26 protein-coding genes are annotated in these 24,126 nt (G+C 48.2%); 21 read left to right on the plus strand and 5 right to left on the minus strand.

The window, feature by feature from the left end; all coding sequences use genetic code 11:
* Nucleotides 1–7: 7 nt before the first annotated feature.
* Complete coding sequence (gene gcvPA / locus ESP131_RS07080) at nucleotides 8–1,354, plus strand: aminomethyl-transferring glycine dehydrogenase subunit GcvPA (RefSeq protein ID WP_035409120.1); 1,347 nt, start codon at nucleotides 8–10, stop codon at nucleotides 1,352–1,354.
* On the plus strand, nucleotides 1,347–2,816 hold the full coding sequence (gene gcvPB, locus ESP131_RS07085) for an aminomethyl-transferring glycine dehydrogenase subunit GcvPB (RefSeq protein WP_029341085.1): 1,470 nt from the start codon (nucleotides 1,347–1,349) through the stop codon (nucleotides 2,814–2,816). Before gcvPA ends, gcvPB begins: the two co-directional genes overlap by 8 nt.
* Nucleotides 2,817–2,882: 66 nt before the next feature.
* Here the strand turns inward: gcvPB and ESP131_RS07090 are convergent, their stop codons facing one another.
* Entirely contained in the window at nucleotides 2,883–3,263 is a 381-nt protein-coding gene (locus tag ESP131_RS07090) for a rhodanese-like domain-containing protein (protein WP_023467569.1), read from the minus strand.
* 138 nt (nucleotides 3,264–3,401) lie between these two features.
* Here ESP131_RS07090 and ESP131_RS07095 point away from each other — a divergent pair, with 138 nt between their 5' ends.
* The 3 genes from ESP131_RS07095 (at nucleotide 3,402) to hpt (ending at nucleotide 5,356) form a co-directional block, all read left to right on the plus strand.
* Nucleotides 3,402–4,232 carry a lipoate--protein ligase family protein gene (locus ESP131_RS07095; RefSeq protein WP_029341086.1) on the plus strand — a complete coding sequence of 277 codons (831 nt, stop codon included), beginning with the start codon at nucleotides 3,402–3,404 and terminating at the stop codon, nucleotides 4,230–4,232.
* Between the two features lie 24 nt (nucleotides 4,233–4,256).
* A complete protein-coding gene (gene mntR / locus ESP131_RS07100) occupies nucleotides 4,257–4,679 on the plus strand; it encodes a transcriptional regulator MntR (RefSeq protein WP_035398709.1) in 423 nt (140 codons plus the stop codon).
* Nucleotides 4,680–4,828: 149 nt separating this feature from the next.
* Nucleotides 4,829–5,356, plus strand: coding sequence for a hypoxanthine phosphoribosyltransferase (gene hpt / locus ESP131_RS07105; RefSeq protein ID WP_029341088.1), 528 nt, complete (start codon nucleotides 4,829–4,831; stop codon nucleotides 5,354–5,356).
* Between the two features lie 58 nt (nucleotides 5,357–5,414).
* Here the strand turns inward: hpt and ESP131_RS07110 are convergent, their stop codons facing one another.
* Both ESP131_RS07110 and ESP131_RS07115 read right to left on the minus strand, forming a co-directional pair.
* Complete coding sequence (locus ESP131_RS07110) at nucleotides 5,415–5,816, minus strand: SA1362 family protein (RefSeq protein ID WP_069940386.1); 402 nt, start codon at nucleotides 5,814–5,816, stop codon at nucleotides 5,415–5,417.
* Between the two features lie 20 nt (nucleotides 5,817–5,836).
* Entirely contained in the window at nucleotides 5,837–6,769 is a 933-nt protein-coding gene (locus ESP131_RS07115) for a DUF1385 domain-containing protein (protein ID WP_029341089.1), read from the minus strand.
* Between the two features lie 156 nt (nucleotides 6,770–6,925).
* Between ESP131_RS07115 and aroQ the strand changes: the two genes are divergently transcribed.
* The 15 genes from aroQ (at nucleotide 6,926) to spo0A (ending at nucleotide 20,724) form a co-directional block, all read left to right on the plus strand.
* Nucleotides 6,926–7,372, plus strand: coding sequence for a type II 3-dehydroquinate dehydratase (gene aroQ, locus ESP131_RS07120; protein WP_029341090.1), 447 nt, complete (start codon nucleotides 6,926–6,928; stop codon nucleotides 7,370–7,372).
* Entirely contained in the window at nucleotides 7,369–8,433 is a 1,065-nt protein-coding gene (locus ESP131_RS07125) for a M24 family metallopeptidase (protein ID WP_029341091.1), read from the plus strand. The genes aroQ and ESP131_RS07125 overlap by 4 nt, the downstream gene beginning before the upstream one ends.
* A gap of 35 nt (nucleotides 8,434–8,468) precedes the next feature.
* On the plus strand, nucleotides 8,469–9,035 hold the full coding sequence (gene efp / locus ESP131_RS07130; protein WP_023467577.1) for an elongation factor P: 567 nt from the start codon (nucleotides 8,469–8,471) through the stop codon (nucleotides 9,033–9,035).
* A 169-nt stretch (nucleotides 9,036–9,204) separates the two neighbouring features.
* Nucleotides 9,205–9,654 (plus strand): acetyl-CoA carboxylase biotin carboxyl carrier protein, encoded by a 450-nt coding sequence (gene accB / locus ESP131_RS07135; RefSeq protein ID WP_029341092.1) that lies wholly within the window; start codon nucleotides 9,205–9,207, stop codon nucleotides 9,652–9,654.
* A gap of 15 nt (nucleotides 9,655–9,669) precedes the next feature.
* Entirely contained in the window at nucleotides 9,670–11,022 is a 1,353-nt protein-coding gene (gene accC, locus ESP131_RS07140) for an acetyl-CoA carboxylase biotin carboxylase subunit (protein WP_035409099.1), read from the plus strand.
* 120 nt (nucleotides 11,023–11,142) lie between these two features.
* Complete coding sequence (gene nusB, locus ESP131_RS07145; RefSeq protein WP_023467580.1) at nucleotides 11,143–11,547, plus strand: transcription antitermination factor NusB; 405 nt, start codon at nucleotides 11,143–11,145, stop codon at nucleotides 11,545–11,547.
* 69 nt (nucleotides 11,548–11,616) lie between these two features.
* Nucleotides 11,617–12,450 (plus strand): bifunctional methylenetetrahydrofolate dehydrogenase/methenyltetrahydrofolate cyclohydrolase FolD, encoded by an 834-nt coding sequence (folD, locus tag ESP131_RS07150; RefSeq protein ID WP_081834682.1) that lies wholly within the window; start codon nucleotides 11,617–11,619, stop codon nucleotides 12,448–12,450.
* Entirely contained in the window at nucleotides 12,447–13,769 is a 1,323-nt protein-coding gene (gene xseA, locus ESP131_RS07155; protein ID WP_029341096.1) for an exodeoxyribonuclease VII large subunit, read from the plus strand. Before folD ends, xseA begins: the two co-directional genes overlap by 4 nt.
* Before the next feature lie 2 nt (nucleotides 13,770–13,771).
* Complete coding sequence (gene xseB, locus ESP131_RS07160) at nucleotides 13,772–13,993, plus strand: exodeoxyribonuclease VII small subunit (protein WP_023467583.1); 222 nt, start codon at nucleotides 13,772–13,774, stop codon at nucleotides 13,991–13,993.
* Entirely contained in the window at nucleotides 13,990–14,859 is an 870-nt protein-coding gene (locus tag ESP131_RS07165; protein ID WP_029341097.1) for a polyprenyl synthetase family protein, read from the plus strand. Before xseB ends, ESP131_RS07165 begins: the two co-directional genes overlap by 4 nt.
* Before the next feature lie 117 nt (nucleotides 14,860–14,976).
* On the plus strand, nucleotides 14,977–16,863 hold the full coding sequence (dxs, locus tag ESP131_RS07170; protein WP_047396476.1) for a 1-deoxy-D-xylulose-5-phosphate synthase: 1,887 nt from the start codon (nucleotides 14,977–14,979) through the stop codon (nucleotides 16,861–16,863).
* Between the two features lie 2 nt (nucleotides 16,864–16,865).
* Nucleotides 16,866–17,675: a TlyA family RNA methyltransferase gene (locus ESP131_RS07175; RefSeq protein WP_156772524.1), complete on the plus strand. Its 810-nt coding sequence runs from the start codon at nucleotides 16,866–16,868 to the stop codon at nucleotides 17,673–17,675.
* A 154-nt stretch (nucleotides 17,676–17,829) separates the two neighbouring features.
* Complete coding sequence (ahrC, locus tag ESP131_RS07180) at nucleotides 17,830–18,279, plus strand: transcriptional regulator AhrC/ArgR (RefSeq protein ID WP_023467586.1); 450 nt, start codon at nucleotides 17,830–17,832, stop codon at nucleotides 18,277–18,279.
* A gap of 12 nt (nucleotides 18,280–18,291) precedes the next feature.
* Nucleotides 18,292–19,998, plus strand: a complete 1,707-nt coding sequence (recN, locus tag ESP131_RS07185; protein WP_029341101.1) for a DNA repair protein RecN — start codon at nucleotides 18,292–18,294, stop codon at nucleotides 19,996–19,998.
* Nucleotides 19,999–20,001: 3 nt separating this feature from the next.
* Nucleotides 20,002–20,724 (plus strand): sporulation transcription factor Spo0A, encoded by a 723-nt coding sequence (spo0A, locus tag ESP131_RS07190; RefSeq protein ID WP_035398295.1) that lies wholly within the window; start codon nucleotides 20,002–20,004, stop codon nucleotides 20,722–20,724.
* A 36-nt stretch (nucleotides 20,725–20,760) separates the two neighbouring features.
* Here spo0A and ESP131_RS07195 read toward each other — a convergent pair whose 3' ends face one another.
* Together ESP131_RS07195 and ESP131_RS07200 are read right to left on the minus strand one after the other, a co-directional pair.
* Nucleotides 20,761–21,339 (minus strand): dihydrofolate reductase family protein, encoded by a 579-nt coding sequence (locus tag ESP131_RS07195; RefSeq protein ID WP_029341106.1) that lies wholly within the window; start codon nucleotides 21,337–21,339, stop codon nucleotides 20,761–20,763.
* A gap of 675 nt (nucleotides 21,340–22,014) precedes the next feature.
* Complete coding sequence (locus ESP131_RS07200) at nucleotides 22,015–22,269, minus strand: DUF2627 family protein (RefSeq protein ID WP_023467590.1); 255 nt, start codon at nucleotides 22,267–22,269, stop codon at nucleotides 22,015–22,017.
* Between the two features lie 122 nt (nucleotides 22,270–22,391).
* Here ESP131_RS07200 and ESP131_RS07205 point away from each other — a divergent pair, with 122 nt between their 5' ends.
* Nucleotides 22,392–24,047, plus strand: coding sequence for a sigma-54-dependent Fis family transcriptional regulator (locus tag ESP131_RS07205; RefSeq protein ID WP_029341107.1), 1,656 nt, complete (start codon nucleotides 22,392–22,394; stop codon nucleotides 24,045–24,047).
* The last annotated feature ends 79 nt before the right edge of the window (nucleotides 24,048–24,126 follow it).

Consider the following 24,126-nt stretch of genomic DNA (forward strand, 5'->3'; position numbering starts at 1 on the left):
TATTTCTATGGATTTTCGTTATTTACCAATGACAGCAGAAGATGAGCAGGCGATGTTACAGACGATCGGTGCAGCATCGATCGAAGATTTACTCGCTGATATCCCGGCATCCGTCCGTGATAACGGTACATTGGAAGAAGTCGGTGTGCCACTTCCGGAAACGGACTTGATTCGGACGCTATCGAAGCTTGCCGACCAAAACATGAATACGAAACAATATCCGTCGTTCCTTGGCGCTGGCATCTATGATCACTATGCACCTGCTGTCGTCAATCATATGTTACTGCGCTCAGAGTTTTACACTGCCTATACACCGTATCAGCCAGAGATTTCGCAAGGCGAACTACAAGCGATCTTTGAATTTCAATCGATGATTTGCGAGTTGACAGGGATGGATGTCGCGAACTCGTCGATGTATGACGGCATCACGGCGTTAGCGGAAGCGGCTATGCTTGCGTGTGCCCATACGAAGAAAAAGACGATCGTTCTTTCGGACGGCGTTCACCCGGAAGCACACGATGTCGTCCGGACGTATGCGAACGGTCCAGGACTAAACGTCGAGACATTGTCGCTTGAGCAAGGTGTCACACGGATCGATCAACTCGATGCCATCGAAGACGTCGCCTGTGTCATCGTGCAGTATCCGAACTTCTACGGTCGTGTCGAAGAACTACAAGCATTGGCTGATGCGACACATGCACGTGGTGCGCTCTTCATCGTCTCTGCGAATCCACTGGCACTCGGTATCTTAGAAGCGCCAGGTAAACTTGGCGCTGACATAACGATCGGAGATTGCCAACCGTTCGGGATTCCACAAAGCTTTGGTGGACCGACGTGTGGTTATTTCACGACGACAAAAGCGTTGATGCGTAAGATTCCGGGACGTCTCGTTGGACAGACCGTCGATGAGAATGGAAAACGCGGTTTCGTTCTGACGTTACAAGCACGTGAACAACACATTCGCCGTGACAAGGCGACATCTAATATCTGTTCGAACCAAGCGTTGAATGCACTCGCTGCTTCGATTGCGATGAGTGCACTCGGAAAACGGGGGATCCGGGAACTCGCGACACGCAACTTACAAACGGCACATGCATTAAAACAAAAGCTGAAACAGGCTGGCTTTACGATCGTTGACGATGGACCGAGCTTCAATGAATTCGTCGTTACGCTACCAATCGACGCGACACGTGCGAGTCAACAATTGCTCGATCACGGAATCATCGGCGGTTTGCCGTTAGGCGCTTATGACGCGGCACGTCAAAATGAAATGCTTGTTTGTGCAACGGAATTACGGACGAATGAAGAGTTGGATCAATTCGTGACAGCGTTAGGGGGACTCACACATGAATGAGCAAACATTGATCTTTGAAATTTCCAAACCGGGTCGTATCGCCTATAGCTTACCGTTACCGACTGTCGATGAGGTGGCAGTAGAAGAATTGTTACCGACCTCGATGTTACGGAAGGAAGACGTGGCGCTACCGGAAGTATCGGAACTGGATCTCGTCCGTCACTACACGGCACTCTCGAACCGTAACCATGGTGTGGATTCTGGATTCTATCCACTCGGGTCATGTACGATGAAATACAATCCGAAAATCAATGAAGATATGGCACGCCTCCCTGGGTTTGCACACATTCACCCGCTTCAACCAGTCGAAAGTGTTCAAGGGGCACTCGGTTTGATGTATGATCTGCAAGAAAAACTCGCGGTCATCACAGGAATGGATGAAGTGACGCTCCAGCCGGCGGCGGGAGCACACGGTGAATGGACAGGCTTGATGCTGATTAAGGCCTACCATCATGCACGCGGTGACTTTAAACGGACGAAAGTCCTCGTACCGGACTCGGCACACGGAACGAATCCGGCATCGGCATCAGTCGCTGGATTTGATACCGTGACGGTCTTATCGGATGAACGTGGTCTTGTTGATTTAGCGGATTTAAAGAAAAAGGTCGGTGACGATACAGCGGCACTCATGTTGACAAATCCGAACACGCTTGGTCTGTTTGAGTCGGATATCGTTGAGATCGCCAAAGCGGTTCACGAGGCGGGCGGAAAACTGTACTACGATGGTGCGAACTCGAATGCGATCATGGGCATTGCTCGTCCAGGGGACATGGGCTTTGATGTCGTTCACTTGAACTTGCATAAGACGTTCACAGGTCCGCACGGTGGCGGCGGACCAGGGTCGGGTCCGGTTGGTGTCAAACAAGATTTGATTCCGTATTTACCGAAACCAATCGTCCGCAAAGAAGAAGAGCGTTATGTCCTCGACTATGATCGTCCGGAAGCAATCGGTCGCGTCAAACCATTCTACGGTAACTTCGGCATCAACGTTCGTGCCTATAGCTATATTCGGACGATGGGTGGGGCAGGTCTCGCTCGCGTCTCGAAAGAAGCGGTCTTGAATGCGAACTATATGTTGGCTCGTCTCAAAGGTGCGTATGACGCGCCATACGACGTCTATTGCAAGCACGAATTCGTCTTGTCGGGTAAACGTCAAAAAGCACTAGGTGTCCGGACGCTTGATATCGCTAAACGTCTGCTTGACTTTGGATACCATCCACCAACGATCTACTTCCCGTTGAACGTCGAGGAGTGTATCATGATCGAACCGACGGAAACAGAGTCGAAAGAAACACTCGATGCCTTTTGTGATGCGATGCTCCAGATTGCAAAAGAGGTCGAAGAGACACCAGATGTCGTCTTGAATGCACCACACACGACGGTCGTCAAACGGATGGACGAGACACTTGCTGCTCGAAAACCGGTCTTACGCTACGAACCAAAACAAGAAGTACACGCATAAGCTACTTCATAAAAAAGAGGACATCTCCGACGAAGGAGAGGTCCTCTTTTTGCGATGAACGAAGCATCAGCTCCGTTTGATTTTTCCTGACCACTGCTTGAATCCGCCTTTTAACTGATACAGATTCGTATAACCAGCTTTTTTCAAGACTTTTGCAGCCTGTGAAGAACGCATGCTACCTTGACAATACAAGTAAATCGGCATGTCTTTTCGTAATTCCTTCGAGCGCATCTTCATTTGGCTGACCGGGATGTTACGGGCACCGACGATGTGTCCACCTTTGAATTCCTGTGTCTCGCGAACATCGACGATTTGTGCTTTACGGTAGTTCGCACGGAATTCTTCTTGCGACAATTTCGTGATGCCTTTGACCGGCATGAAACGCCAAGCGATGTAGGCGATCAGCGCGACCCATAATACGATCGTAATGATAGTTCCAGTTTCCATATTCGACTTCCAACCCCTTCGTTCGTTTAACCTCTGTTTCATTATAGTCAACGAAATCGATTTCGGCAATCGACTCGTGATTGCGCGACCGAGAATGGGTTTGATACACTAAGACGGAAACGTTTTGGGGGTGCTCAAGTGAACAGAGAGTGGCAAGTGTTGACGACGCCGGCAATGGAGCCGGCAATGAACATGGCAATTGATGAAGCATTGATTCAGTTCGTCGGGCGTGGTGAAATCGCACCGACGCTTCGTTTTTACTCATGGGAACCACACGGATTAAGTGTTGGTCATTTTCAACGGGCAACCCGTGATATCGATCGAAAGCGGATTGCAGAGCTCGGTATTCCGATCGTGCGTCGGATGACAGGAGGGCGCGCTGTCTTGCATGCAGACGAGTTGACATACAGTGTCGTCATCCCGGAAGATACAGAAGGTTTACCACGCACGGTCATCGAAAGTTATCGGATGTTGACGGAAGGAATTCGCAAAGGATACCATCACCTCGGCATTCCGGTCGAATTTTCCGTTCCGTTGACGGAAGAGGAAAAGGAAGAATTACGGAAGCCGAAATCAGCCGTTTGTTTTGATGCAGCGTCGTATTATGAACTCGCTGTTGGAAAACGGAAAGTCGCCGGAAGTGCACAAGTTCGCCATCAAGGCGTTGTCCTGCAGCACGGTTCGGTCCCACTCTCTGTCGATGAAGGTGAATTGTTTGATTGTTTCTTGTATGATGATGAGTCGACGCGCGAACGGATGAAAGCGCGTTTTTCAGGAAAAGCTGTCGCTTTGAATGAGCTAGCAGGTCGCGCAGTCGCATTTGACGAGGTACGAGAAGCGTTCACGAAAGGCTTCGAAGAGGCGCTTGATTTGTCGTTCGTTCCATTAACGTTCACTAGCGAGCAGTGGCAGGAGATTGAGCGTCTTGCCGAGAAATACCGTAGTGATGAGTGGAACTGGAAACGCTAATGAATGAAATGGGAAGGTGATGTCGTGCCAACTCCGAGTATGGAAGATTATTTGGAACAAATTTATAAACTGATTGAAGATAAGGGGTATGCCCGCGTATCGGATATAGCGGAGTCGTTAGGCGTTCACCCGTCGTCGGTAACAAAGATGGTTCAAAAGCTCGACCGGGAGACGTATCTCGTTTATGAAAAGTATCGGGGTCTCATGCTGACGCCTAAAGGACGCAAAATCGGAAAGCGTCTCGTGGAACGACACGCCTTACTTGAAGATTTTCTTCGTCTCGTTGGTGTGGATGAAGAACTGATCTATAAGGATGTCGAAGGAATCGAGCATCATATTAGTATCGAAGCGTTGGATAAGATCAACGGAATGATTCAGTTCTTCGCAGAACGTCCTGGTTTGAAAGAGGAACTGCATCGCTATCAACAAGCCCATCCAGAGGATTGAGGCTTGTTTTTTTATACTTTTTTTCTAAGAACCTATCTTAAACACGAACATTCCATTACAATTTAATGATAAAGTGCGCATTTAAAAGGTGTTATGTTATACTGAGCCTGAAAATGGACGAAGGGGGTGACGGGTGTTCGCACCTGGTCATGGAAATTACGATTAAAGAAAAGTTAGTGTCGGAGTCACAACTAAAAGAAAAAGTCCGTGAATTAGCACAACAGATTGAAGCAGATGCTGCCGGACGTCAAATCGTTCTTGTCGTCGTGTTGAAAGGGTCGATGGTCTTTGCTGCGGATTTGATGCGCGAAATCAAAGGAAGCGTTCAAATTGATACAGTCGCGTGCTCTTCTTACGGAACAAAGACCGTCTCTTCAGGGCGTGTCCAGTTGAAGAAAGATCTCGATCTCGATGTGCAAGGGAAATATGTCGTCGTCATCGAAGATATCATCGACACAGGACGGACGCTCCATTTCTTGTGTGATCACATGAAGTTGCATCAACCTGGAGTTCTAAAGGTGTGTACATTGCTTGATAAACCGGCACGTCGTGAAGTAGAACTCGACGCAGACTATGTCGGTTTTGAGATTCCGGATTACTTCGTTGTTGGGTACGGAATCGATTGTGCTGAGGAATACCGCAATTTACCGTATATCGGTTGGGTCGAAACGGATTGAACACGAAAAAAGGAGATTCGTCGCGTGACGAATCTCCTTTTTAATGTACTTCTGAAATTTAGAAAGCACGTTTTTTCTTTTTGCCTTTTTTTCCTTCGATGACTGTCAGGTGAGGCGCTTTTGAACGATCCCGCAACGGTCTGACTTTATTCGATGCCGGCGCTTTTGAAGACTTGACCGGTTTTTTCTTAAAGTCTGTCCGGCGAACAGAATTCGAAGAGCCATGCATTTTTTTTGATTGAGCGACGGATTTTCGGTACTGAGCGTTCGCACCATTTCCGACGCTTCGATTACGAGTCAGGAACTTAAAGAGTAAGAAGATAATCCCGGCGGTAATCCCGAAGAACAGCAATTGTGAAAACAGACTACTTGGATTGTTGACGAGTTTATATCCGAAGCCGACAAAAGCGAACAGTAACACGACGAGTGCAAATGTAGAACCAATGCGTTGTCTGATCATAATATCACCCCTGTTATCGATTAACCCAGTGCATTCTCATGTAGGTTATGTTCCTGTTTTTCCAACGCTTCAAACGCATAAATCGCAACCTCGATCTGTGAATCATCCGGTTCCTTCGTCGTCAAGTACTGCAACCATAGGCCAGGCAAGGCGATGACGCGAAGTCCTTTAATGTGCTGTGCTTTATTCGTCAGCTGTAACACTTCAAATGAAAGACCGATGACGACCGGTAATAAAGCGATTCGGCAGACGAGACGCAACCAAAGCGGATCCGTTGGCACGATCAGATAGACGAAAAATCCGACGATGACGGTGAAGATCAAGAAACTCGAGCCGCACCGGTAATGAAGCCGACTGCTGACGCGAACGTTCTCGACCGTAAGTGGACGTCCTGACTCGACGCAATTGATGACTTTATGCTCAGCACCATGATATTGGAAAAGTCGTTTAACAAGCGGGGTCAACGAAATCACGTAGAGATAACTGAACAAAAGCGTTAATTTGATTGTTGCTTCAATGACGTTTTGAATGACATGTCCAGACAAGGCTGGAAATACATCGAATAGCGATGCAAGGAAAGCAGGTAGTAACGTAAAGAGTAATTTACCGAAAAAGAATGATAGGATCCCGACGACAGCTACGCCGAGCCATTTCGTCAAAGGACTGGCAGTCGCCTCTTCCGGTTCTTCTTCACCCGGTTTGACACCGTAGCGATCACTTGCGAAGTTCATATGACTTGCGCCATTCGCTGAGGACTCCATCAAAGCAAAGAGACCACGCAAAAGTGGAATTCGTTTTCCTTTGGCGATTCGTGGTCGAACCGGTTTTTGCTGGGCAAACGTCTCGATCGAATCATCATTTCGACGAATCGCGGAGACTGCATGGGTCGCATTTTGGAACATGACGCCTTCGACGATGGCTTGACCACCGACTGGCGGATTAGTCGTTTTCATAATAGAACGCATCCCGTCTTCATTAAAATTAGGTGTATCGTCAGTGTACTTGATTTACGCTAAAAAAACTATGTTCGACTCGTCAAAACGAGGTAATCTTTAGGAGTCGGAAATCGGGTTATGATACAATGAAAAGGAATTCGAGGAGGTGTTTTTTTGCGTGTCTTGATATTAAACGGACCAAACTTGAATTTACTCGGAACACGCGAACCGGATACATATGGAACGGCGACATTAGCCGACTTAGAACACGACCTTCGCGCTTATTTTCCGAACATTCAGTTTCGGTTTGAACAATCGAACCATGAAGGACGACTGATTGATGTTCTTCACGAGGAACGGGGAGCGGACGGCATCGTCTTCAATGCGGCTGCCTATACGCATACGAGTATCGCGTTACGTGACGCGATCGCTGCGATCGAAGCACCCGTCATCGAGGTCCATCTATCGAATGTCCATGCACGTGAATCCTTCCGTCATCATTCGATGATCGCATCCGTCTGTCAAGGCGTCATTGCTGGACTTGGCATGACGGGATATCGTCTGGCAACGGAAGCACTTCAAGCTTTACAACAATCGGAACAAGGGGGAAATCAATCATGAAACAACGGATCGAGGCGTTACAAGCAGCTTTAAAGGAACGGGACCTTCCAGGATTACTCGTCACGAAAGCAGAGAACATTCGTTACATTTCCGGCTTCACGGGTTCAAGTGGTGCATGTCTCGTAACAGAAGAGCAAGCGTACTTCGTGACGGATTTCCGTTACACGGAGCAAGCGGCAGACCAAGTTAAAGGAATGGAGATCGTCCAAATCGAACGGTCGATTCCAGAGACGATGGGCGAATTGATGGCAGGAGCGCGTGTTCGCGCGGTTGGTGTCGAAAAGGATGCGATGACACTCGGTGCTTTTGAAGCGTACGATCAAGCTTCGGCAATCGAGCTTGTTCCGACGACAGGAATCATTGAAAACCTACGCTTGATTAAGGATTCGTCAGAGATTAAGATGATTAAGGAAGCGGTGGAGCTCGCAGACGCGACCTTCCAACACATCTTGACGTACATTCAACCAGGACGAACAGAACTTGAAGTATCAAATGAACTAGAATTCTTCATGCGCAAGCATGGAGCGACGTCTTCTTCTTTCGATACGATCGTGGCGTCAGGCCATCGTTCTGCCTTGCCGCACGGTGTTGCCAGCTCGAAAGTCATTGCGACGGGTGAGCTCGTGACGCTTGATTTCGGAGCGCTCTTGAACGGTTATGTTTCAGATATCACACGGACTGTCGCAGTCGGTCCGATCAATGCCGAATTGCAGAAGATCTACGATACAGTCTTACAAGCGCAACTAGCGGGTGTCGATGGCTTAAAACCAGGTATCACTGGAATCGAAGCGGACGCGTTGACACGTGATATCATCAAAGAAGCAGGTTACGGTGAGTACTTCGGTCACTCGACGGGACACGGTATTGGTCTAGAAGTACATGAAGGACCTGGCTTGTCGTTCCGCTCTGAGACGAAACTTGAACCGGGCATGATCGTTACGGTCGAACCAGGTATCTACGTGCCGCAAGTTGGCGGATGCCGGATTGAAGATGACGTCTTGATCACGGAAACAGGTCGAGAAATTCTTTCGTCTTCACCAAAAGAACTGATCACTCTCTAATTCAGAGTGACGGGACATTTTAGGAGGAACCATTCATGGTATCAGTAAACGATTTAAAAACAGGATTAACGATTAAAACTTCAGACGGTATGATTTGGCAAGTACTTGAATTCCAACATGTTAAACCAGGTAAAGGGGCTGCTTTCGTTCGGACGAAAATGCGTAACATCCGTAACGGAAACATCCAAGAGATGACATTCCGTGGTGGTGAGCGTGTCGAGCGTGCACACATCGAGCGTAACAAGATGCAATACCTTTACCCAATGGGTGAGACTTACGTCTTCATGGACACAGAATCGTATGAGCAATTGGAATTGACGACGGCACAAGTCGAAGCAGCTCTTCCATACTTGCTTGAAAACATGGAAGTTCAAATCGCGGTTTACAACGGCGAAATCCTCGGTCTTGAATTACCGAACACAGTCGTCATGACGATCGTCGAAGCAGAGCCTGGCGTTAAGGGTGATACAGCTTCGAACGTCAAGAAAAACGCGACAGTGGAGACGGGTCACATCATTCAAGTACCACTCTTCATCGAAGCAGGAGAAAAAGTAACGGTTGATACACGTACAGGTGATTTCACAGGTCGTTACAACGGATAATATTGAAACGACAAGACGTCTCTCACCTTCTATCAGGTCGAGAGACGTCTTTTTTTCATCCAGCTTGACTTGCATCCAATGGTATGACCAGTTAATATAAGTATTTGAGTAGGCATTAGCACCTGGTATAATAATTGTGAATACAGCATAGATGGGGGAAGAATGACAGATGAAAATCGATCAGTTGAAACAAGTACTCGAAATGCTCGATCAGTCGAGTGTAAATGAACTCTCACTCGAGACGGATACGTATAAATTGAAGTTGAAGAAACAAGGAGAAACAGTGACGGTCTCGCACCAAGCACCTGCTGCTCCAGTAGCGGCTCCTGCTCCAGTGAAGCAAGCAGCGGCTCCAGTCGAGGAAGAGGCGACTGCGGATGATACGGTCACGATCAATGCCTTGATGGTCGGAACGTTCTATTCGCGTCCGAATCCGGATAAACCGGCATACGTCAAAGTCGGTGATCAGATTGAAGTAGGTCAGATCGTTTGTGTCCTTGAAGCAATGAAGCTCTTCAATAACTTAAACTCGGAAGTATCTGGAACGGTCGTCGAGATTCTTGTCGCCGATGGAGATCTCGTTGAATTTGGTCAACCACTCTTCCGGATCCGTCCGTAAACGGGGGTGAACAGCATGGAAAAATTATTGATTGCCAACCGTGGAGAAATCGCCGTCCGCATCATTCGAGCGGCAAAAGAACTTGGAATACAAACCGTTGCTGTCTACTCGACGGCGGATAAGGAAGCCTTACACGTTCGTTTAGCCGACGAGGCGTACTGCATCGGTGAGGCGAGTTCTGCTTCATCCTACTTAAATGTTACGAATATCCTCGCGATCGCAACGAACCGTCAAGTGACGATGATCCATCCGGGTTATGGTTTCTTAGCCGAGAACGTTGATTTTGCTGAGATGTGTGAAGCGTGCGGAATCAAGTTCGTTGGTCCGACGTCGGATGCGATCCGTCAGATGGGGATCAAGGACGTCGCGAAGAAGACGATGATCGAGTGTGGAGTGCCTGTCGTGCCGGGTTCGGATGGAACGGTCACGGACGAAGAAGCGGTCGCACTGGCGCAAGAAATTGGTTATCCAGTCATCATCAAAGCAACAGCCGGTGGTGGAGGTAAAGGGATTCGGGTCGCTCGTTCGGAAGAAGAGCTGATCAACGGGCTAAGTGAGACACGTCGTGAAGCAAAACAAGCTTTCGGAAACGGGGATGTCTATTTAGAACGCTTCATCGAAGAATTCCGCCATGTCGAGGTACAAGTCCTCGCTGACCGACACGGGAATGTCATTCACCTTGGTGAACGGGATTGTACCGTCCAGCGTCGGATGCAAAAACTGATCGAGGAAGCGCCGTCACCTGCGGTCAGTGAAGCGACACGATTGAAGATGGGTGAGGCTGCCGTAAAAGCCGCAAAAGCGATTCAGTACACGGGAGCAGGAACGATCGAATTCATTTTTGTCGAAGAGACCGAAGAATTCTTCTTCATGGAGATGAATACGCGCATTCAAGTCGAACACCCGGTAACGGAAATGATCACTGGGTTCGACCTCGTTCAAGCGCAATTGCAAGTGGCGCTTGATCATCCGCTTGCCGTCAAACAAAAGGATATCAAGTTCCACGGTCATTCGATCGAATGCCGGATCAATGCCGAGGATCCAGACCATGATTTCCGTCCGTCTGCTGGACGTGTCACACAATACGTGACACCAGGCGGAATGGGCGTACGTATCGATAGCGCGGTCTATCCGGGGTACATGATTCCGCCTTACTATGACTCGATGGTCGCGAAGTTGATCGTCCATGCGGAAACACGGGAAGAAGCATGTGCGAAGATGGAACGTGCACTGGCTGAATTTTGGATCGAAGGTGTCAAAACGACGATCCCGTTCCACGAACGTGTTCTTAGTCACCCGGTATTCCGACGTGGTACGTTCACGACGAAATTCGCAGAGCGTGAGCTAAAAGGTACGATCGTTAACTGAATCAGGACGGGAGTTTGTGCGACGAACTCCCGTCTTTTTTTGACGTTCTCTATGTTTTTTAAAAGAGGAATGTGCTAAACTAACTGATTGAGAACGACAAAAAAAGGAGCACGCAAAATCATGATGAAACGACACATGGCACGCGAACTCGCAGTCCAATCTTTGTTCCAAATGGAGCTTTCGGATCTGACTGCACAAGAGGCCATTGAATTCGCGGTAGAAGGTAAGGAATATGACACATTCGTCGAGCAATTGGTGAATGGCGTCGAAACAAACAAAGCAACGATTGATCAGCACATTCGTGAAGCACTCGTCAACTGGTCATTCGAACGACTCGGAAACATCGAGCGGACGATTCTTCGCTTAGCCGTCTACGAATTATTGTTCGAAACGAACATTCCTGTTCGAGTGACGATCAACGAAGCGATTGAATTGACGAAAGCGTTCGCAGATGAAGAAGCGACGAAAATCGTCAACGGTGTTCTTGGTAAAGTCGCACAAGGCGTCGTCAAAGAAAATTCATAAACCTGTAAAACCGAATAGAGACAAACAGACAGAAGAGTGAATCGAACTTTTTGGGGGAGTGGACAAATCATGGCAGTAGTAATCGATGGAAAACAGGTAGCCCATTCATATCGTATGAAGCTGAAAGAAGAAGTCGCACGTCTGAAAGAACAGCGGATTCAACCGCAATTGACTGTCATCCTGATTGGCGAAGATCCTGCTAGTCAGTCCTATGTACGTGGTAAAGAAAAGGCGGCGAAGGAAATCGGCATGGATTCGGAGTTGATCCGACTTCGGGCAGAAACAACGGAATCAGAGCTTCTTCACTTGATCGAACGTCTGAATGTTGATGCGAGTGTCCATGGGATTCTCGTCCAATTGCCGTTGCCTGACCATATTGATGAGAGCAAAGTCATTTTTGCGATTTCTCCTGAAAAGGACGTCGATGGATTTCATCCTGTCTCTGTCGGGAAAATGATGATTGGTGAACCGACATTTTTACCGTGTACACCAAACGGCATTCTTCATCTTGTCAAAGAGATGAACGTACCGATTGCCGGTCAACACGTCGTTGTCGTCGGTCGTAGCCAAATCGTCGGTAAACCCGTTGGTATGTTGTTCTTGAATGAATCGGCTACCGTTTCCTATTGTCATTCAAAAACGAAAGACCTCGGTGCGATGACGCGTCAAGCGGATATCTTGATCGTCGCAGTCGGTGTACCGAAGCTGATTACTGCGGATATGGTGAAACCGGATGCTGTCGTCATTGATGTTGGTGTCAACCGTGTCGATGGCAAACTCGTCGGTGATGTCGAGTTTGATACAGTACAAGATGTTGCATCGATGATCACACCTGTTCCGGGTGGCGTTGGTCCGATGACGATCACGATGCTACTGCATAATACGATTGAGGCTGCGCGATGAGCGAACCTCTTCACGTTTCCGATTTAGTCCACTATGTCAAACGTGAACTAGAAGGCGATGCCCTTCTGCAACAAGTCCAGGTGGTGGGAGAAGTGTCGAATTTTAAACGACACTCTTCCGGTCACCTTTATTTTACGTTGAAGGATGAGCAATCACGGATGAAAGCCGTCATGTTTGCCCGGGATGCGAGTCGCGTCAAAGCAGACGTTCGCGATGGGATGCGTGTTGTCGTTACGGCACGCTTATCCGTCTACGTCTCTTCTGGAGAGATGCAACTCTATGTCGAACGGATGACGGAAGACGGTGTAGGAGCGCTGTATGAGGCGTTCTCACGCTTGAAGATGGATCTAGAAGAGCGTGGTTGGTTTGATCCAGCAATCAAACAGCCGTTGCCAGCTTTTCCGGAACGCATCGGAATCATTACATCTCCAAAAGGAGCGGCGCTTCATGACATCGCAACGACACTCCGGCGCCGTTATCCGCAAGCGGCCATCGTCTTCGCCCCGGTCCTTGTACAAGGAGCGGATGCGGCACCACAAATCAGCCGTGCCATTCAGCTGATGAATGAGCATGCTGCCTGTGATGTGTTGATCATTGGTCGTGGTGGTGGTTCGATTGAGGAGCTGTGGGCATTCAATGAGATGTCTGTCGTGACAGCCGTGTTTGAATCACGCATTCCGATCGTCTCTGCTGTCGGTCACGAAACGGATTTTACAATCAGTGATTTCGTCGCCGACGTTCGTGCTGCTACACCAACGGCAGCGGCAGAACTTGTCACTCCGGAAGCAGAGGCACTCACTCGACGGGTGCAGGATGTGAAGCGTCGTTTAGAACGAACCTATGCACAACTTCTCAAAAGCAAACAGGAGCAAGTGACACGGCTTGCGGCGAGCTACGGTCTGAAATCACCACGCGTCCTACTCGGACTGAAGCAGGAACAATTGGACCGAGCAGAAATGTCACTCCAAAAGGAGATCAAGCAAGTAATAGCGCAACACCAGCAACAGGTGGAGCGTCTTGACACACGCTTAATGCGTGTGCCGATGCGGGATCGCTTCGTGCAACAACGGGCGACGATTGAACAATCACGACGTCGACTCGAAATCGTTCGTCGACTCTTGCAATCGAAGCAACAACAGGTGCGTCATGTGCTCGCGCGACTCGACTCCGTCAGTCCGACGCATGTTCTGATGCGCGGCTATACGTATGTCGAACAGGATGGACAAATCGTCCGTTCCGCGAAGGCATTGACAGCGTCTTCGTTCGATATCCGATTCCATGATGGAACGATTCGTGCTAAACGAGAGGATGGGGAGTAAGAATGGAGACGGAACAATCTTTTGAAGAAGCACTGGAACGATTAGAAGAAATCGTCACGTTACTCGAAGAGGGCGAAGCTCCTCTTGAACAAGCGATGGCTCTATATGAAGAAGGCGTCAAACTGACGGCTCTTTGCCAAGGGAAGTTATCCGTTGCTGAGAAAAAACTCGATCAAATCCTGGAGCAAGATGGTACGCTTCGGGAAAAAGGAGGAGCGCAATGATTGCTTTGAATGAGTGGAAGACACAAGTCGAAAACAAAATGGAAGAGTTCATGGAGCGACTCGACGCACCGGATCGTTTACGCGATTCGATGCGGTATTCACTCGATGCGGGTGGGAAACGAATTCGACCAGCCTTGATTTATGCGGTACTCGATGCTTTTTCGATCGACCGTGCAAAAGGTGACGCGACTGCTGCGGCACTCGAGATGATTCATACATACTCACTGATTCATGATGACCTTCCAGCAATGGACGATGATGATCTGCGTCGAGGGCGTCCGACGAATCATATCGCTTTTGATGAAGCGACAGCGATTTTAGCAGGAGATGCCTTGCTCACGAACGCCTTCAGCTGTCTTCTTGAGACACCGGCTTCGCCAGAAGTGAAGCTTGCTCTTGTCGAACGGTTGTCAGCAGCAGCAGGTGCTACAGGTATGGTCGGAGGTCAACTCGACGATATGCTTGGAGAGCGCGGCGGCATCAATGACGTAGCGGAGCTTGAGTCGATTCACCGTCGGAAAACAGGAGCACTCCTCGTCTTTGCAGTCGAAGCGGGTGGATTGCTTGCTTCGGTCAGCTCGAGCGATCTTGATCACTTGAAGCAATACGGTCGCCATCTCGGAATCGCATTCCAAATTCAAGATGACATCTTGGACGTGACGGGAGATGCTGAAAAAATCGGCAAACCGGTCGGTAGCGACGAAGGGAACGAAAAAGCAACGTATCCAAAATTACTGGGTCTTGAAGGAGCGAAACGCGCACTGACAGCTCAGGTGGAAGCAGCGGAACAAGCGATTGATGCATTATCAGTCGAAGCGACGACACTTAAGGAACTGCTCGACTTCGTGGTCAAGCGCGACCATTAAGCAGGACGACGCATCTGCGTCGTCTTTTTCTATGCTGACAATGGCGCTCGATAGATTGTTCTAGTACAATGTAGGGTACAAACCCTATAAGATTGTAAGGAAAAGAGGCGGTAAGGTATGAAATTGACAGAAATACAGGATCCGTCATTTTTAAAGCGTATGTCGGTCTCCGAACTCGAAGTACTCGCAGGCGATATTCGACGCTTTTTGATTGAAGAATTAGCGACGACAGGTGGACACTTGGCACCGAACCTCGGTGTCGTCGAGTTGACGCTTGCGTTGCATCGTGAATTCGACAGTCCGAATGACAAGTTCGTCTGGGATGTCGGGCACCAAGCATACGTGCATAAGATTTTGACAGGACGTGCGAGCCAGTTTGATACGCTCCGTCAGCACAAAGGACTCTGTGGGTTCCCGAAACGCAATGAGAGTGTGCATGACGTCTGGGAGACAGGACACAGCTCGACGTCCTTGTCAGCAGCAATGGGGATTGCTGTTTCGAACGAACTGAGCGGTAAGAGTGATCGTGCAGTCGCGATCATTGGTGACGGTGCTTTGACAGGTGGTATGGCACTCGAAGCATTGAATCATATTGGAGCAGAACAACAAAACGTCATCGTCATCTTGAACGATAACGAGATGTCGATTGCACCAAACGTTGGGGCGATGCATCAAATGCTTGGACGAATTCGTTCATCACGTAAAGTGCGTTTTGCCCAAGACGAGCTTGAAACGTTGATCAAAAAGATTCCGGTCATTGGCGGACGTCTTGAAAAAGGAAGCGAGAAGTTGAAGGAAGCTGTTAAAGGCGCACTTGTTCCTGGCATGTTCTTTGAAGAGCTCGGCTTCAACTATTATGGTCCAGTCGATGGGCACGATCTTGATGATTTAATCGAACAGCTCAATTACGTGAAAAAAGAAGAAGGTCCTGTCCTGCTTCATGTCATCACGAAAAAAGGGAAAGGCTATCGTCCGGCAGAGTTCGATGGTGTCGGCACATGGCATGGTCTTGGACCGTACAAGATGGAGTCTGGCGAAGTCATCAAAGGGAAATCAAAAGCACCTAGTTACTCCTTTACGGTAGCGGATACTTTAACAAAGATGGCACGCGATGATGAAAAGCTGACGTTGATCACGCCAGCGATGAGCGTCGGTTCAAAACTCGATTGTTTTGAAAAAGAATTCCCAGAGCGGATGTTTGACGTCGGGATTGCAGAACAACATGCAGTGACGTTCGCAGCTGGTCAAGCGACGCAAGGCATGAAACCTGTCGTATCGATCTACTCGACCTTCTTCCAACGTGCATACGATCAGCTTGTTCACGACGTGGCTCGTCAAAATCTAGATGTGACGTTTACGATTGACCGGTCAGGTCTCGTTGGTGCAGATGGTGAGACACATCAAGGGGTCTTCGATATCGCTTTCATGCGTCACGTACCGAACATTCGAATCGTCATGGCGAAGGATGAGAACGAACTGCAACACTTGCTCTATTCAGCCGTCAAATATGAAGGACCAATCGCCGTTCGTTTCCCACGTGGAGAAGGTATCGGTGTACCAATGGACGAGACATTGCATGAAATTTCGCTTGATACATGGGAAGTCGAACGCGAAGGAACGGACGTCGCGATCCTTGCATTCGGACCACAAGTACAAGATGCACTCAAAATCGCGGATCTCCTAGCAGACGAACTGTCGGTTCGTGTCATCAATGCTCGGACGATCAAACCGCTTGATGAGAAGATGCTGAATGCTCTTTACGCAGAAGGCATTCCACTCGTGACGCTCGAAGAAGCCGTCTTAAAAGGTGGATTCGGATCAGCTGTCCTTGAGCATGCGAACGAGCAGGAAGCATTCCCACGCGTCAAACGCTTCGGTATTCCGGATTGGTATATCGAGCACGGCGGTGTCAACGAATTACTTGAAGAAATCGGATTATTACCTGGACAAATCGCAGAAGAAATACGCGCTTTCGTCAATCAAGGGAAGAAACAGAGTGTGTGACGATTCATGGAAAATGTAAAAAAATCCGCCTCGACGTTCTTCTCGTCGAGCGCGGTTTGTTTGAAACGCGTGAAAAAGCGAAACGATCGATCATGGCTGGACTTGTCTTTAGCGGAACGGAACGATTAGAGAAGGCTGGTGAGAAGGTCAAGTCGGACATCGACCTGCATGTTAAAGGTCAGTTGATGCCTTATGTCGGTCGTGGAGGCTTCAAGATGGAAAAGGCACTTCAAGTATTCGATTTCGATGTCGCTGGTAAAACAGGTCTCGATATTGGATCGTCAACAGGTGGCTTTACCGATTGCTCCTTACAAAATGGAGCAGCGCATATGTATGCGCTTGATGTCGGTTCCAATCAGCTGGACTGGAAGCTTCGTTCGGATGATCGTGTGACGGTGATGGAGAAAACGAACTTTCGGCACGCAACACCAGATATGTTCCCTGTTGCGCCACAGTTTGCGACGATTGATGTCTCATTCATCTCGTTACGGTTGATGCTTCCACCTCTGAAGACGATCCTCGTCGAAGGAGGAGATGTCATGGCGCTCGTCAAACCGCAATTCGAAGCGGGGCGTGATGATATCGGTAAAAAAGGCATCGTGCGGGATGAACGGATTCATGTCCGCGTCCTCGATGAGATGGTTGAATTCTTCATTCAACAAGGGTTCTATGTGAAACAGCTCGACTATTCGCCGATTACCGGTGGAGAGGGGAACATCGAGTTCTTATTGCATGCGCGCCTTGGTCAACCAGGACTTGATCCATCTGTCCATGCGACAGAGACAGTCAAGCAAGCACATGCTAGTCTTTAAACGAACAGATGAAAACGAGGACGGATCCGGTTCATGGGTCCGTCCTCATTGTTGTTCGGAGCGACGAAAACCGTATAATAAAATGGCAAACGTGGACTTTTAATGATTTATTGGATTACAATAGTAACATCGAAGAATACTGTGAGGTGCAGGAATGACAAAGGGGCAACGGTTGATTAAGATTCGGGAGATCATCACCCAGTCGGAAGTAGAAACCCAAGATGAATTGGTAGAGGAATTACGGAATGCAGGATATAAGGTGACACAGGCAACGGTATCACGAGATATCAAGGAACTTCATCTCGTTAAGGTTCCGTTGAATGATGGACGTTATAAATACAGCTTACCCGCTGACCAACGCTTCAACCCACTCGGGAAATTGCGGCGTCTGCTCGGTGACAGCTTCATCTCGATTGATTCTGCTCAAAATCTGATTGTCATGCATGTCCTGCCGGGAAATGCGAACGCAGTCGCCGTCTTACTGGACCATTTGAGCTGGAACGAACTGCTTGGCACGGTGTGTGGGGACGATACGATCCTATTGATCGCACGAAGTGAGGAACAAGCGAAAGAAGTGACCGAACGAATTTTAGAAATGCTGTAAGGAGTTGACAGGATGCTAGCTGAATTATCGATCAAACAATTTGCGATCATTGACGAGCTACAGATCGACTTTAAAAAAGGAATGACCGTCTTGACTGGGGAAACAGGTGCCGGTAAATCGATCGTTCTCGACGCGATCGGTTTATTGATTGGTGGACGTGGATCCGCGGAATTCGTTCGATACGGGGAAGATCGGGCGGAACTAGAAGGATTGTTTCTGATTGAAGACGACCATCTCGTCTATGGTCTTGCAGAAGAGTATGGTATCGATATCGAAGATGGATTGATCATCTTACGACGTGATCTGTTCGCGACCGGGAAAAGTGTCTGTCGCGTCAACAATAAGCTGGTCACACTGACGATCTTACGTGAGTTCGGGCGTGTCCTCGTCGACATGCACGGGCAACATGAACATCAGCATTTAATGGACAGTACGTATCATCAAGCGATTCTCGATGACTTCGCGCAAGAGACGATTGCGCCGCTCCTTCAAGCCTATCAATCCGGTTATCAAGCGTATGAAGAAAAACGGACGGCGCTGCAATCGCTCGCGCAAAGTGAGCAAGAACTCGCTCAACGGATCGATCTACTATCGTTTCAGACAGAAGAGATTGAAGGCGCAAAACTTCGAGCACATGAGGAAGATGAGTTGCTCGTCGAACGAAATCGTCTCGCGAATTTCGAGAAGTTATATGCATCGTTAAAGACAGCGTATGATGCTTTGCATGATGAGATGCGCGGCATCGACTCTGTTGGAGACGCGATGCGTGAATTACAGCAAGCATCAAGCATCGATGAACAGTTTTCGCAGCAGAGTGACGCGATCGCAAGCGCTTTTTATGGACTTGAAGAAGTCGGATATGCGATTCGAGATCAACTCGAAACACTTGAGTTTGATTCCAATCGACTCGATGAGATCGAACAACGTCTATCGGTCTTTCAACAGCTGAAACGAAAATACGGGGCGACAATCGAGGAAGTCATCGCGTATGGGGAGAAGATTCGAGTTGAACTCGATACGATGACGAATCGAGATGAACGGATTGAACGATTAAAAGCTGAAGTCGAACAGCTCGAAGGCGAATTGTTTGATATAGGTGGTCGACTCTCGCAACAGCGTCGAAAAGCGGCAGTTCAATTAAGCGAAGCGATTCATCTGGAATTGCGTGAGCTCTACATGGAGAAAGCACGGTTTGAAATTCGTTTTCTTCAAGACGGGAAGACACCGATGCTACGCAAGAACGGGATCGACCAAGTCGAGTTCTTCATCATGACGAATGCGGGAGAGCCATTCAAGTCGCTCGGAAAAGTCGCATCGGGCGGGGAGTTATCTCGTATCATGCTCGGATTGAAGTCAATCTTCTCGCGCTCGGTTGGAGTCGCTTCGATCATTTTCGATGAAGTCGATACAGGAGTATCGGGTCGTGTCGCACAAGCGATGGCTGAAAAAATCTATCGTTTGTCAGTAGACGGACAAGTACTCTGTATTACGCACTTACCGCAAGTCGCTTCGATGGCTGATCAACATCTCTATATTCGGAAGATTGAAGAGACGGATCGTACGACGACACAGGTCAATGTCTTGTCTCAGTCAGACCGAGGAAACGAACTTGGACGGATGATTTCCGGTGCACATATGACGGATTTGACGTTACGCCATGCCGAGGAATTGATGGATCAGGCGAAGACGATGAAAGAATCGCTTAAAAATGGGGTGTAAGGATTGATTAAAGTCGGGATAGCAGATGATAATCGCGAAATGGTCGAACTGATTCGCCAGCATATCTCTGCGCAAGAAGACATGGAAGTCGTTTGCGTCGCCTACAATGGCGAGAGTTGTCTCGAACGCATGAAAGAACACGAAGTGGATGTATTGCTCCTCGACATCATCATGCCTCATTTAGATGGGCTTGGTGTTCTCGAAGAATTGATGAAGAAAAAGAAGAACCCTGCTGTCATCATGTTGAGTGCCTTCGGTAAAGACGAGGTCTCGCAACAGGCGGTCACCCTCGGAGCATCGTACTTCTTACTTAAACCGTTCAGCATGGATCAGCTCGTTCAAAAAATTCGTCTCGTGACGAATCAAGGACAAGCACCGATCGTCGAAACGATTGATTTAAAAGTCGGTACGACACTTCGAGAAGTGGGGATTGCTCCGCATATTAAAGGCTTCACGTATTTGAAGGACGCTGTCTTAATGGTGCTTGAACGGGAAGATTTACTCGGATTGATCACAAAGGAACTCTATCCGACGATCGCGAAGAAACACCAAACGACGGCTTCTCGTGTCGAACGAGCGATGCGTCACGCCATCAAGTCCGCCTGGAACGAAGGGATGCAACAGCACGAGCTCTTCAATGGCCGAATCGAACAAGAGAAAAGTCCGAAGAACTCAGAATTCATCTCGTATGTTTCGAGTCATATGAATCAAGAACAATCTGGTTAAAGGAAACACACCGTCTGAATGATAGACGGTGTGTTTTTAGTTCCTATCCCGTTCATAGCAAGCGATCAATACGCCGTTATCAAACGTGTGTCGTTTCGTGACATTCCAAGTGATGGGCGTCATTCCGTTGTCGGGAAATAGACGTTTACCAGAACCAATGATGACGGGATAGAGGATCAATCGAAGTTCATCGATCAGATCGGCTTGATAAAGCGTATGAACGAGTTGACTACTCCCCCAGACGTGAAGTGGTGGTCCGTCCTGTTGTTTCAAGCGTGTTAGTTCAGAAGTTGGTTGATTCAAATAAGTCGTCGGCTGCCAAAGAATAGGTGGTGTATGACGCGTAGCAACATACTTCATGGCATGATCAGCAACTGGCCAGATATCTGGGTGGAGTGGCCAGTAACTCGACCATTGCTCGTATGTCTTGCGACCGAGTAACAGGGAGCAATCCTCTTGCATCCATTCACGGATGACCTGACCAATCTCAGGATGTTGAAATGGAGCAGTCCATCCCCCTTGTTCGAAGTCGTTGCTCACATCCTCATTCTTTCCGCTCGGTGCTTGAATGACACCGTCTAACGATAGATGTTCGAATACGATGATTTTTCGCATGAAAGGTCTCCTCTCGATTACGATCTGCTTATAGCATACCGTAAAGCTAAAAATATATAAAAGCGCTTGCAAATAAATATTGCATAAACTGAAATGTTTGTTATAATAAAGGTACCAAATGATTTGGCAAGACGTCAGATGAACGTCGAGTCGATAAGGACTCCGGAAATCCTGTTGACGAACATCATCTCAGAACGCCAACTGTAAATGGCTCAAGAATGCCGGACGACATTCTCTTGGTAGAAGTCGTACCAAGGTATCTTGTTCATTCTAGATGAGAAATCTCGAATGAATGGGAGCTTCCATGATTTCGAAGCTAGGGAAAAGTGGAAGGTAACGGATCGTCTAAAATGAAAAGTACAGTTCGTGAAAAGGAGTGTTGTCTAGCAGTGATTGTTAGCAACCGAATGTTTGACTGCTTCAAGCGGATGACATTATGCTCCACCTAGGTCCCGAGTACAGTCAGATGATGGAACTGAAACACCATTCTATCGTTAGCCCGATAGCCAGATCTGATTTCTTTCTACCTCTTCATTAAGAGGAACACCTAAGGTTTTGGAGTACACGAATAGTTCTAACTATGAGAGGAGTTCATCCGTAAGTGAAACCAATTTTATATGAGTAAAAGGTCCCGCGCTTGAAATGAGTTCAAGAGATGGGGACCTTTTTCTGTGTTTATTTTTTTTGATAGCGGTCGGAGACTTTTCCACGTTTTCGATCGCGATAAAAAACATATCCTGCGACAAATCCAATGCCACCCATCGCAAGAATCAAACCAACGAGACCTTGCAATACATATACGTAAGCCGCATCGCCTAAGTATTTAAACGGCACTTGTGCAATTAGAAAAACACTATCACGCATGAGCTTAATACCAATCGCGCCGATGATGCCGGGGATTAATAATGAGAGCAAACCAATGATACGCATAGGACGCCACTCCTTTCCAAGCGTATTGTATCAAAAAATCGATCGTTCTGCGAATCGGGTTTGCTTCCCTATTTTATTCCGAGTACGATAGAAATGTAAGCAGTTTCAAAGGGGGAATTCATATGCATCATCTACTCGTCGTCGGGGCTGGTCAAGGGGGAACAGAAGTCCTGCATGCGTTTCAACGTTCACCATTATTAACGGTCATTGGTCTTGTCGATCCAAACATGGATGCGCCTGGGGTGGCGCTTGCACGGCGTGCGGACATTCGGATCGAAACGAGCTGGTCAGCTTTCGAAGGGGCGGATGTCGATTTCATCATTGACGCTACAGGAGAAAATGGCGTACTTGAGCAATTGATTCATGATTTTCCGGGAGCGGCGGTCTTACCGGGGGAATTCGTCAGAGTGTTGCTCGAGCGATTGACTGAAAAAGAGAAAATGCTCGAAGCGATCATTCATTGTACGAGCGAAGCAATCTCCGTCGCCGATCAAGACGGACAGACGATGCTGATCAATCCAGCCTATACGCGCATGACCGGTTTCACGGAGCGAGACGTCGTCGGAAAACCGGCAAGTGCCGATATCGGAATGCAGGAATCCGTTCATTTGAAAGTCTTGAATACGGGCGAGAACGTTCGAGATGTTCGCATGAAGATTGGGCAAGATCAACGCGATATCATCGTCAACGCGGCACCCGTCATTGTCGATGGACAAGTCCGTGGTTCCGTTGGGGTCATTCGGGATATCTCGGAAATGAAGGCACTCGCCAAAGAATTGAAGGCAGCGCGACAAAAAATCCGGACGCTCGAAGCCAAATATACATTCGATGATATCATCGCCGAGAGTGAAGCGATGCGCTTCGTCGTCGATCAAGCGAAACTTGCGGCAACGATGCCAGTCAATGTCTTGATTCGCGGTGAATCCGGAACCGGCAAGGAACTGTTCGCGCATGCGATCCATGCAGCGAGCGAACGTAAATATGAACAATTCGTCCGCGTCAATTGTGCGGCAATCGCACCGACGTTACTCGAAAGTGAACTATTCGGGTACGAGGAAGGCGCGTTCTCAGGAGCGCGACGTGGTGGTAAGCGTGGATACTTCGAAGAAGCACACGGGGGTTCGCTGTTCTTAGATGAGATCGGCGAACTGCCACTCGACGTCCAAGCCAAACTGTTACGGGTGTTACAGGAAAATGAAGTCGTTCGCGTCGGTGGTACGAAGGCCATTCCGGTCGATGTCCGGATCATCGCGGCGACGAATGCGAATCTGGAGCAGAAGATCATCATGAATGAGTTCCGAGAAGATCTCTACTACCGGATTAATCGTTTACCGATTCACATACCGGCACTACGTGAGCGTCCGGATGATATCGCGCCATTGACCTTACACTTACTCCGTAAATTGAATCAAAGTTATGGGCGATCGGTCGGACGGATATCGGATGATGTACTCGAAGCAATGAAGAAGCAACCGTGGAAAGGAAATGTCCGCGAGCTTGAAAATGTCATCGGTCGCGCGTTGATTTTTACAGATAAAACAGAAACGGTCTTACGAAAAGGTCATCTTCAGCTTGTCGTGCCACAAACAACAAAAGTTGCGACAAGACAGAAAAAGGAAATCAAACATTTATCAGACGAGATGTCCCACGTCGAAGAACGGTTAATTCGGGAAGCGCTTACTGCCTTTAATGGCAACAAAACAGAAGCGGCGAAACAACTCGGAATTTCTCTCCGGGCACTTTATTACAAAGTGGAACGATTTAACATCTATTCGTAAAGCGCAAATTTTTGCGTGCAATATATTGCAAAAAATGCAAAAGCGTGCAAAATTAAAGACGTTCTTGCTTATCCTACCG

The organism is Exiguobacterium sp. U13-1 (assembly GCF_001750115.1).
GTDB classification, from domain to species: domain Bacteria; phylum Bacillota; class Bacilli; order Exiguobacteriales; family Exiguobacteriaceae; genus Exiguobacterium_A; species Exiguobacterium_A acetylicum.

Bases quoted from the DNA above. Each gene is read 5' to 3' on its own strand.
- xseB (WP_023467583.1), top strand. From the start codon at position 13,772: ATGGAGACGGAACAATCTTTTGAAGAAGCACTGGAACGATTAGAAGAA.
- hpt (WP_029341088.1), top strand. From the start codon at position 4,829: ATGGAAATTACGATTAAAGAAAAGTTAGTGTCGGAGTCACAACTAAAA.
- ESP131_RS07165 (WP_029341097.1), top strand. From the start codon at position 13,990: ATGATTGCTTTGAATGAGTGGAAGACACAAGTCGAAAACAAAATGGAA.
- gcvPA (WP_035409120.1), top strand. From the start codon at position 8: ATGGATTTTCGTTATTTACCAATGACAGCAGAAGATGAGCAGGCGATG.
- nusB (WP_023467580.1), top strand. From the start codon at position 11,143: ATGATGAAACGACACATGGCACGCGAACTCGCAGTCCAATCTTTGTTC.
- ESP131_RS07205 (WP_029341107.1), top strand. From the start codon at position 22,392: ATGCATCATCTACTCGTCGTCGGGGCTGGTCAAGGGGGAACAGAAGTC.
- xseA (WP_029341096.1), top strand. From the start codon at position 12,447: ATGAGCGAACCTCTTCACGTTTCCGATTTAGTCCACTATGTCAAACGT.
- gcvPB (WP_029341085.1), top strand. From the start codon at position 1,347: ATGAATGAGCAAACATTGATCTTTGAAATTTCCAAACCGGGTCGTATC.
- dxs (WP_047396476.1), top strand. From the start codon at position 14,977: ATGAAATTGACAGAAATACAGGATCCGTCATTTTTAAAGCGTATGTCG.
- ESP131_RS07090 (WP_023467569.1), bottom strand. From the start codon at position 3,263: ATGGAAACTGGAACTATCATTACGATCGTATTATGGGTCGCGCTGATC.
- ESP131_RS07115 (WP_029341089.1), bottom strand. From the start codon at position 6,769: ATGAAAACGACTAATCCGCCAGTCGGTGGTCAAGCCATCGTCGAAGGC.
- accB (WP_029341092.1), top strand. From the start codon at position 9,205: ATGAAAATCGATCAGTTGAAACAAGTACTCGAAATGCTCGATCAGTCG.
- ESP131_RS07110 (WP_069940386.1), bottom strand. From the start codon at position 5,816: ATGATCAGACAACGCATTGGTTCTACATTTGCACTCGTCGTGTTACTG.
- ESP131_RS07195 (WP_029341106.1), bottom strand. From the start codon at position 21,339: ATGCGAAAAATCATCGTATTCGAACATCTATCGTTAGACGGTGTCATT.
- recN (WP_029341101.1), top strand. From the start codon at position 18,292: ATGCTAGCTGAATTATCGATCAAACAATTTGCGATCATTGACGAGCTA.
- ahrC (WP_023467586.1), top strand. From the start codon at position 17,830: ATGACAAAGGGGCAACGGTTGATTAAGATTCGGGAGATCATCACCCAG.
- ESP131_RS07200 (WP_023467590.1), bottom strand. From the start codon at position 22,269: ATGCGTATCATTGGTTTGCTCTCATTATTAATCCCCGGCATCATCGGC.
- accC (WP_035409099.1), top strand. From the start codon at position 9,670: ATGGAAAAATTATTGATTGCCAACCGTGGAGAAATCGCCGTCCGCATC.
- folD (WP_081834682.1), top strand. From the start codon at position 11,617: ATGGCAGTAGTAATCGATGGAAAACAGGTAGCCCATTCATATCGTATG.
- ESP131_RS07125 (WP_029341091.1), top strand. From the start codon at position 7,369: ATGAAACAACGGATCGAGGCGTTACAAGCAGCTTTAAAGGAACGGGAC.
- efp (WP_023467577.1), top strand. From the start codon at position 8,469: ATGGTATCAGTAAACGATTTAAAAACAGGATTAACGATTAAAACTTCA.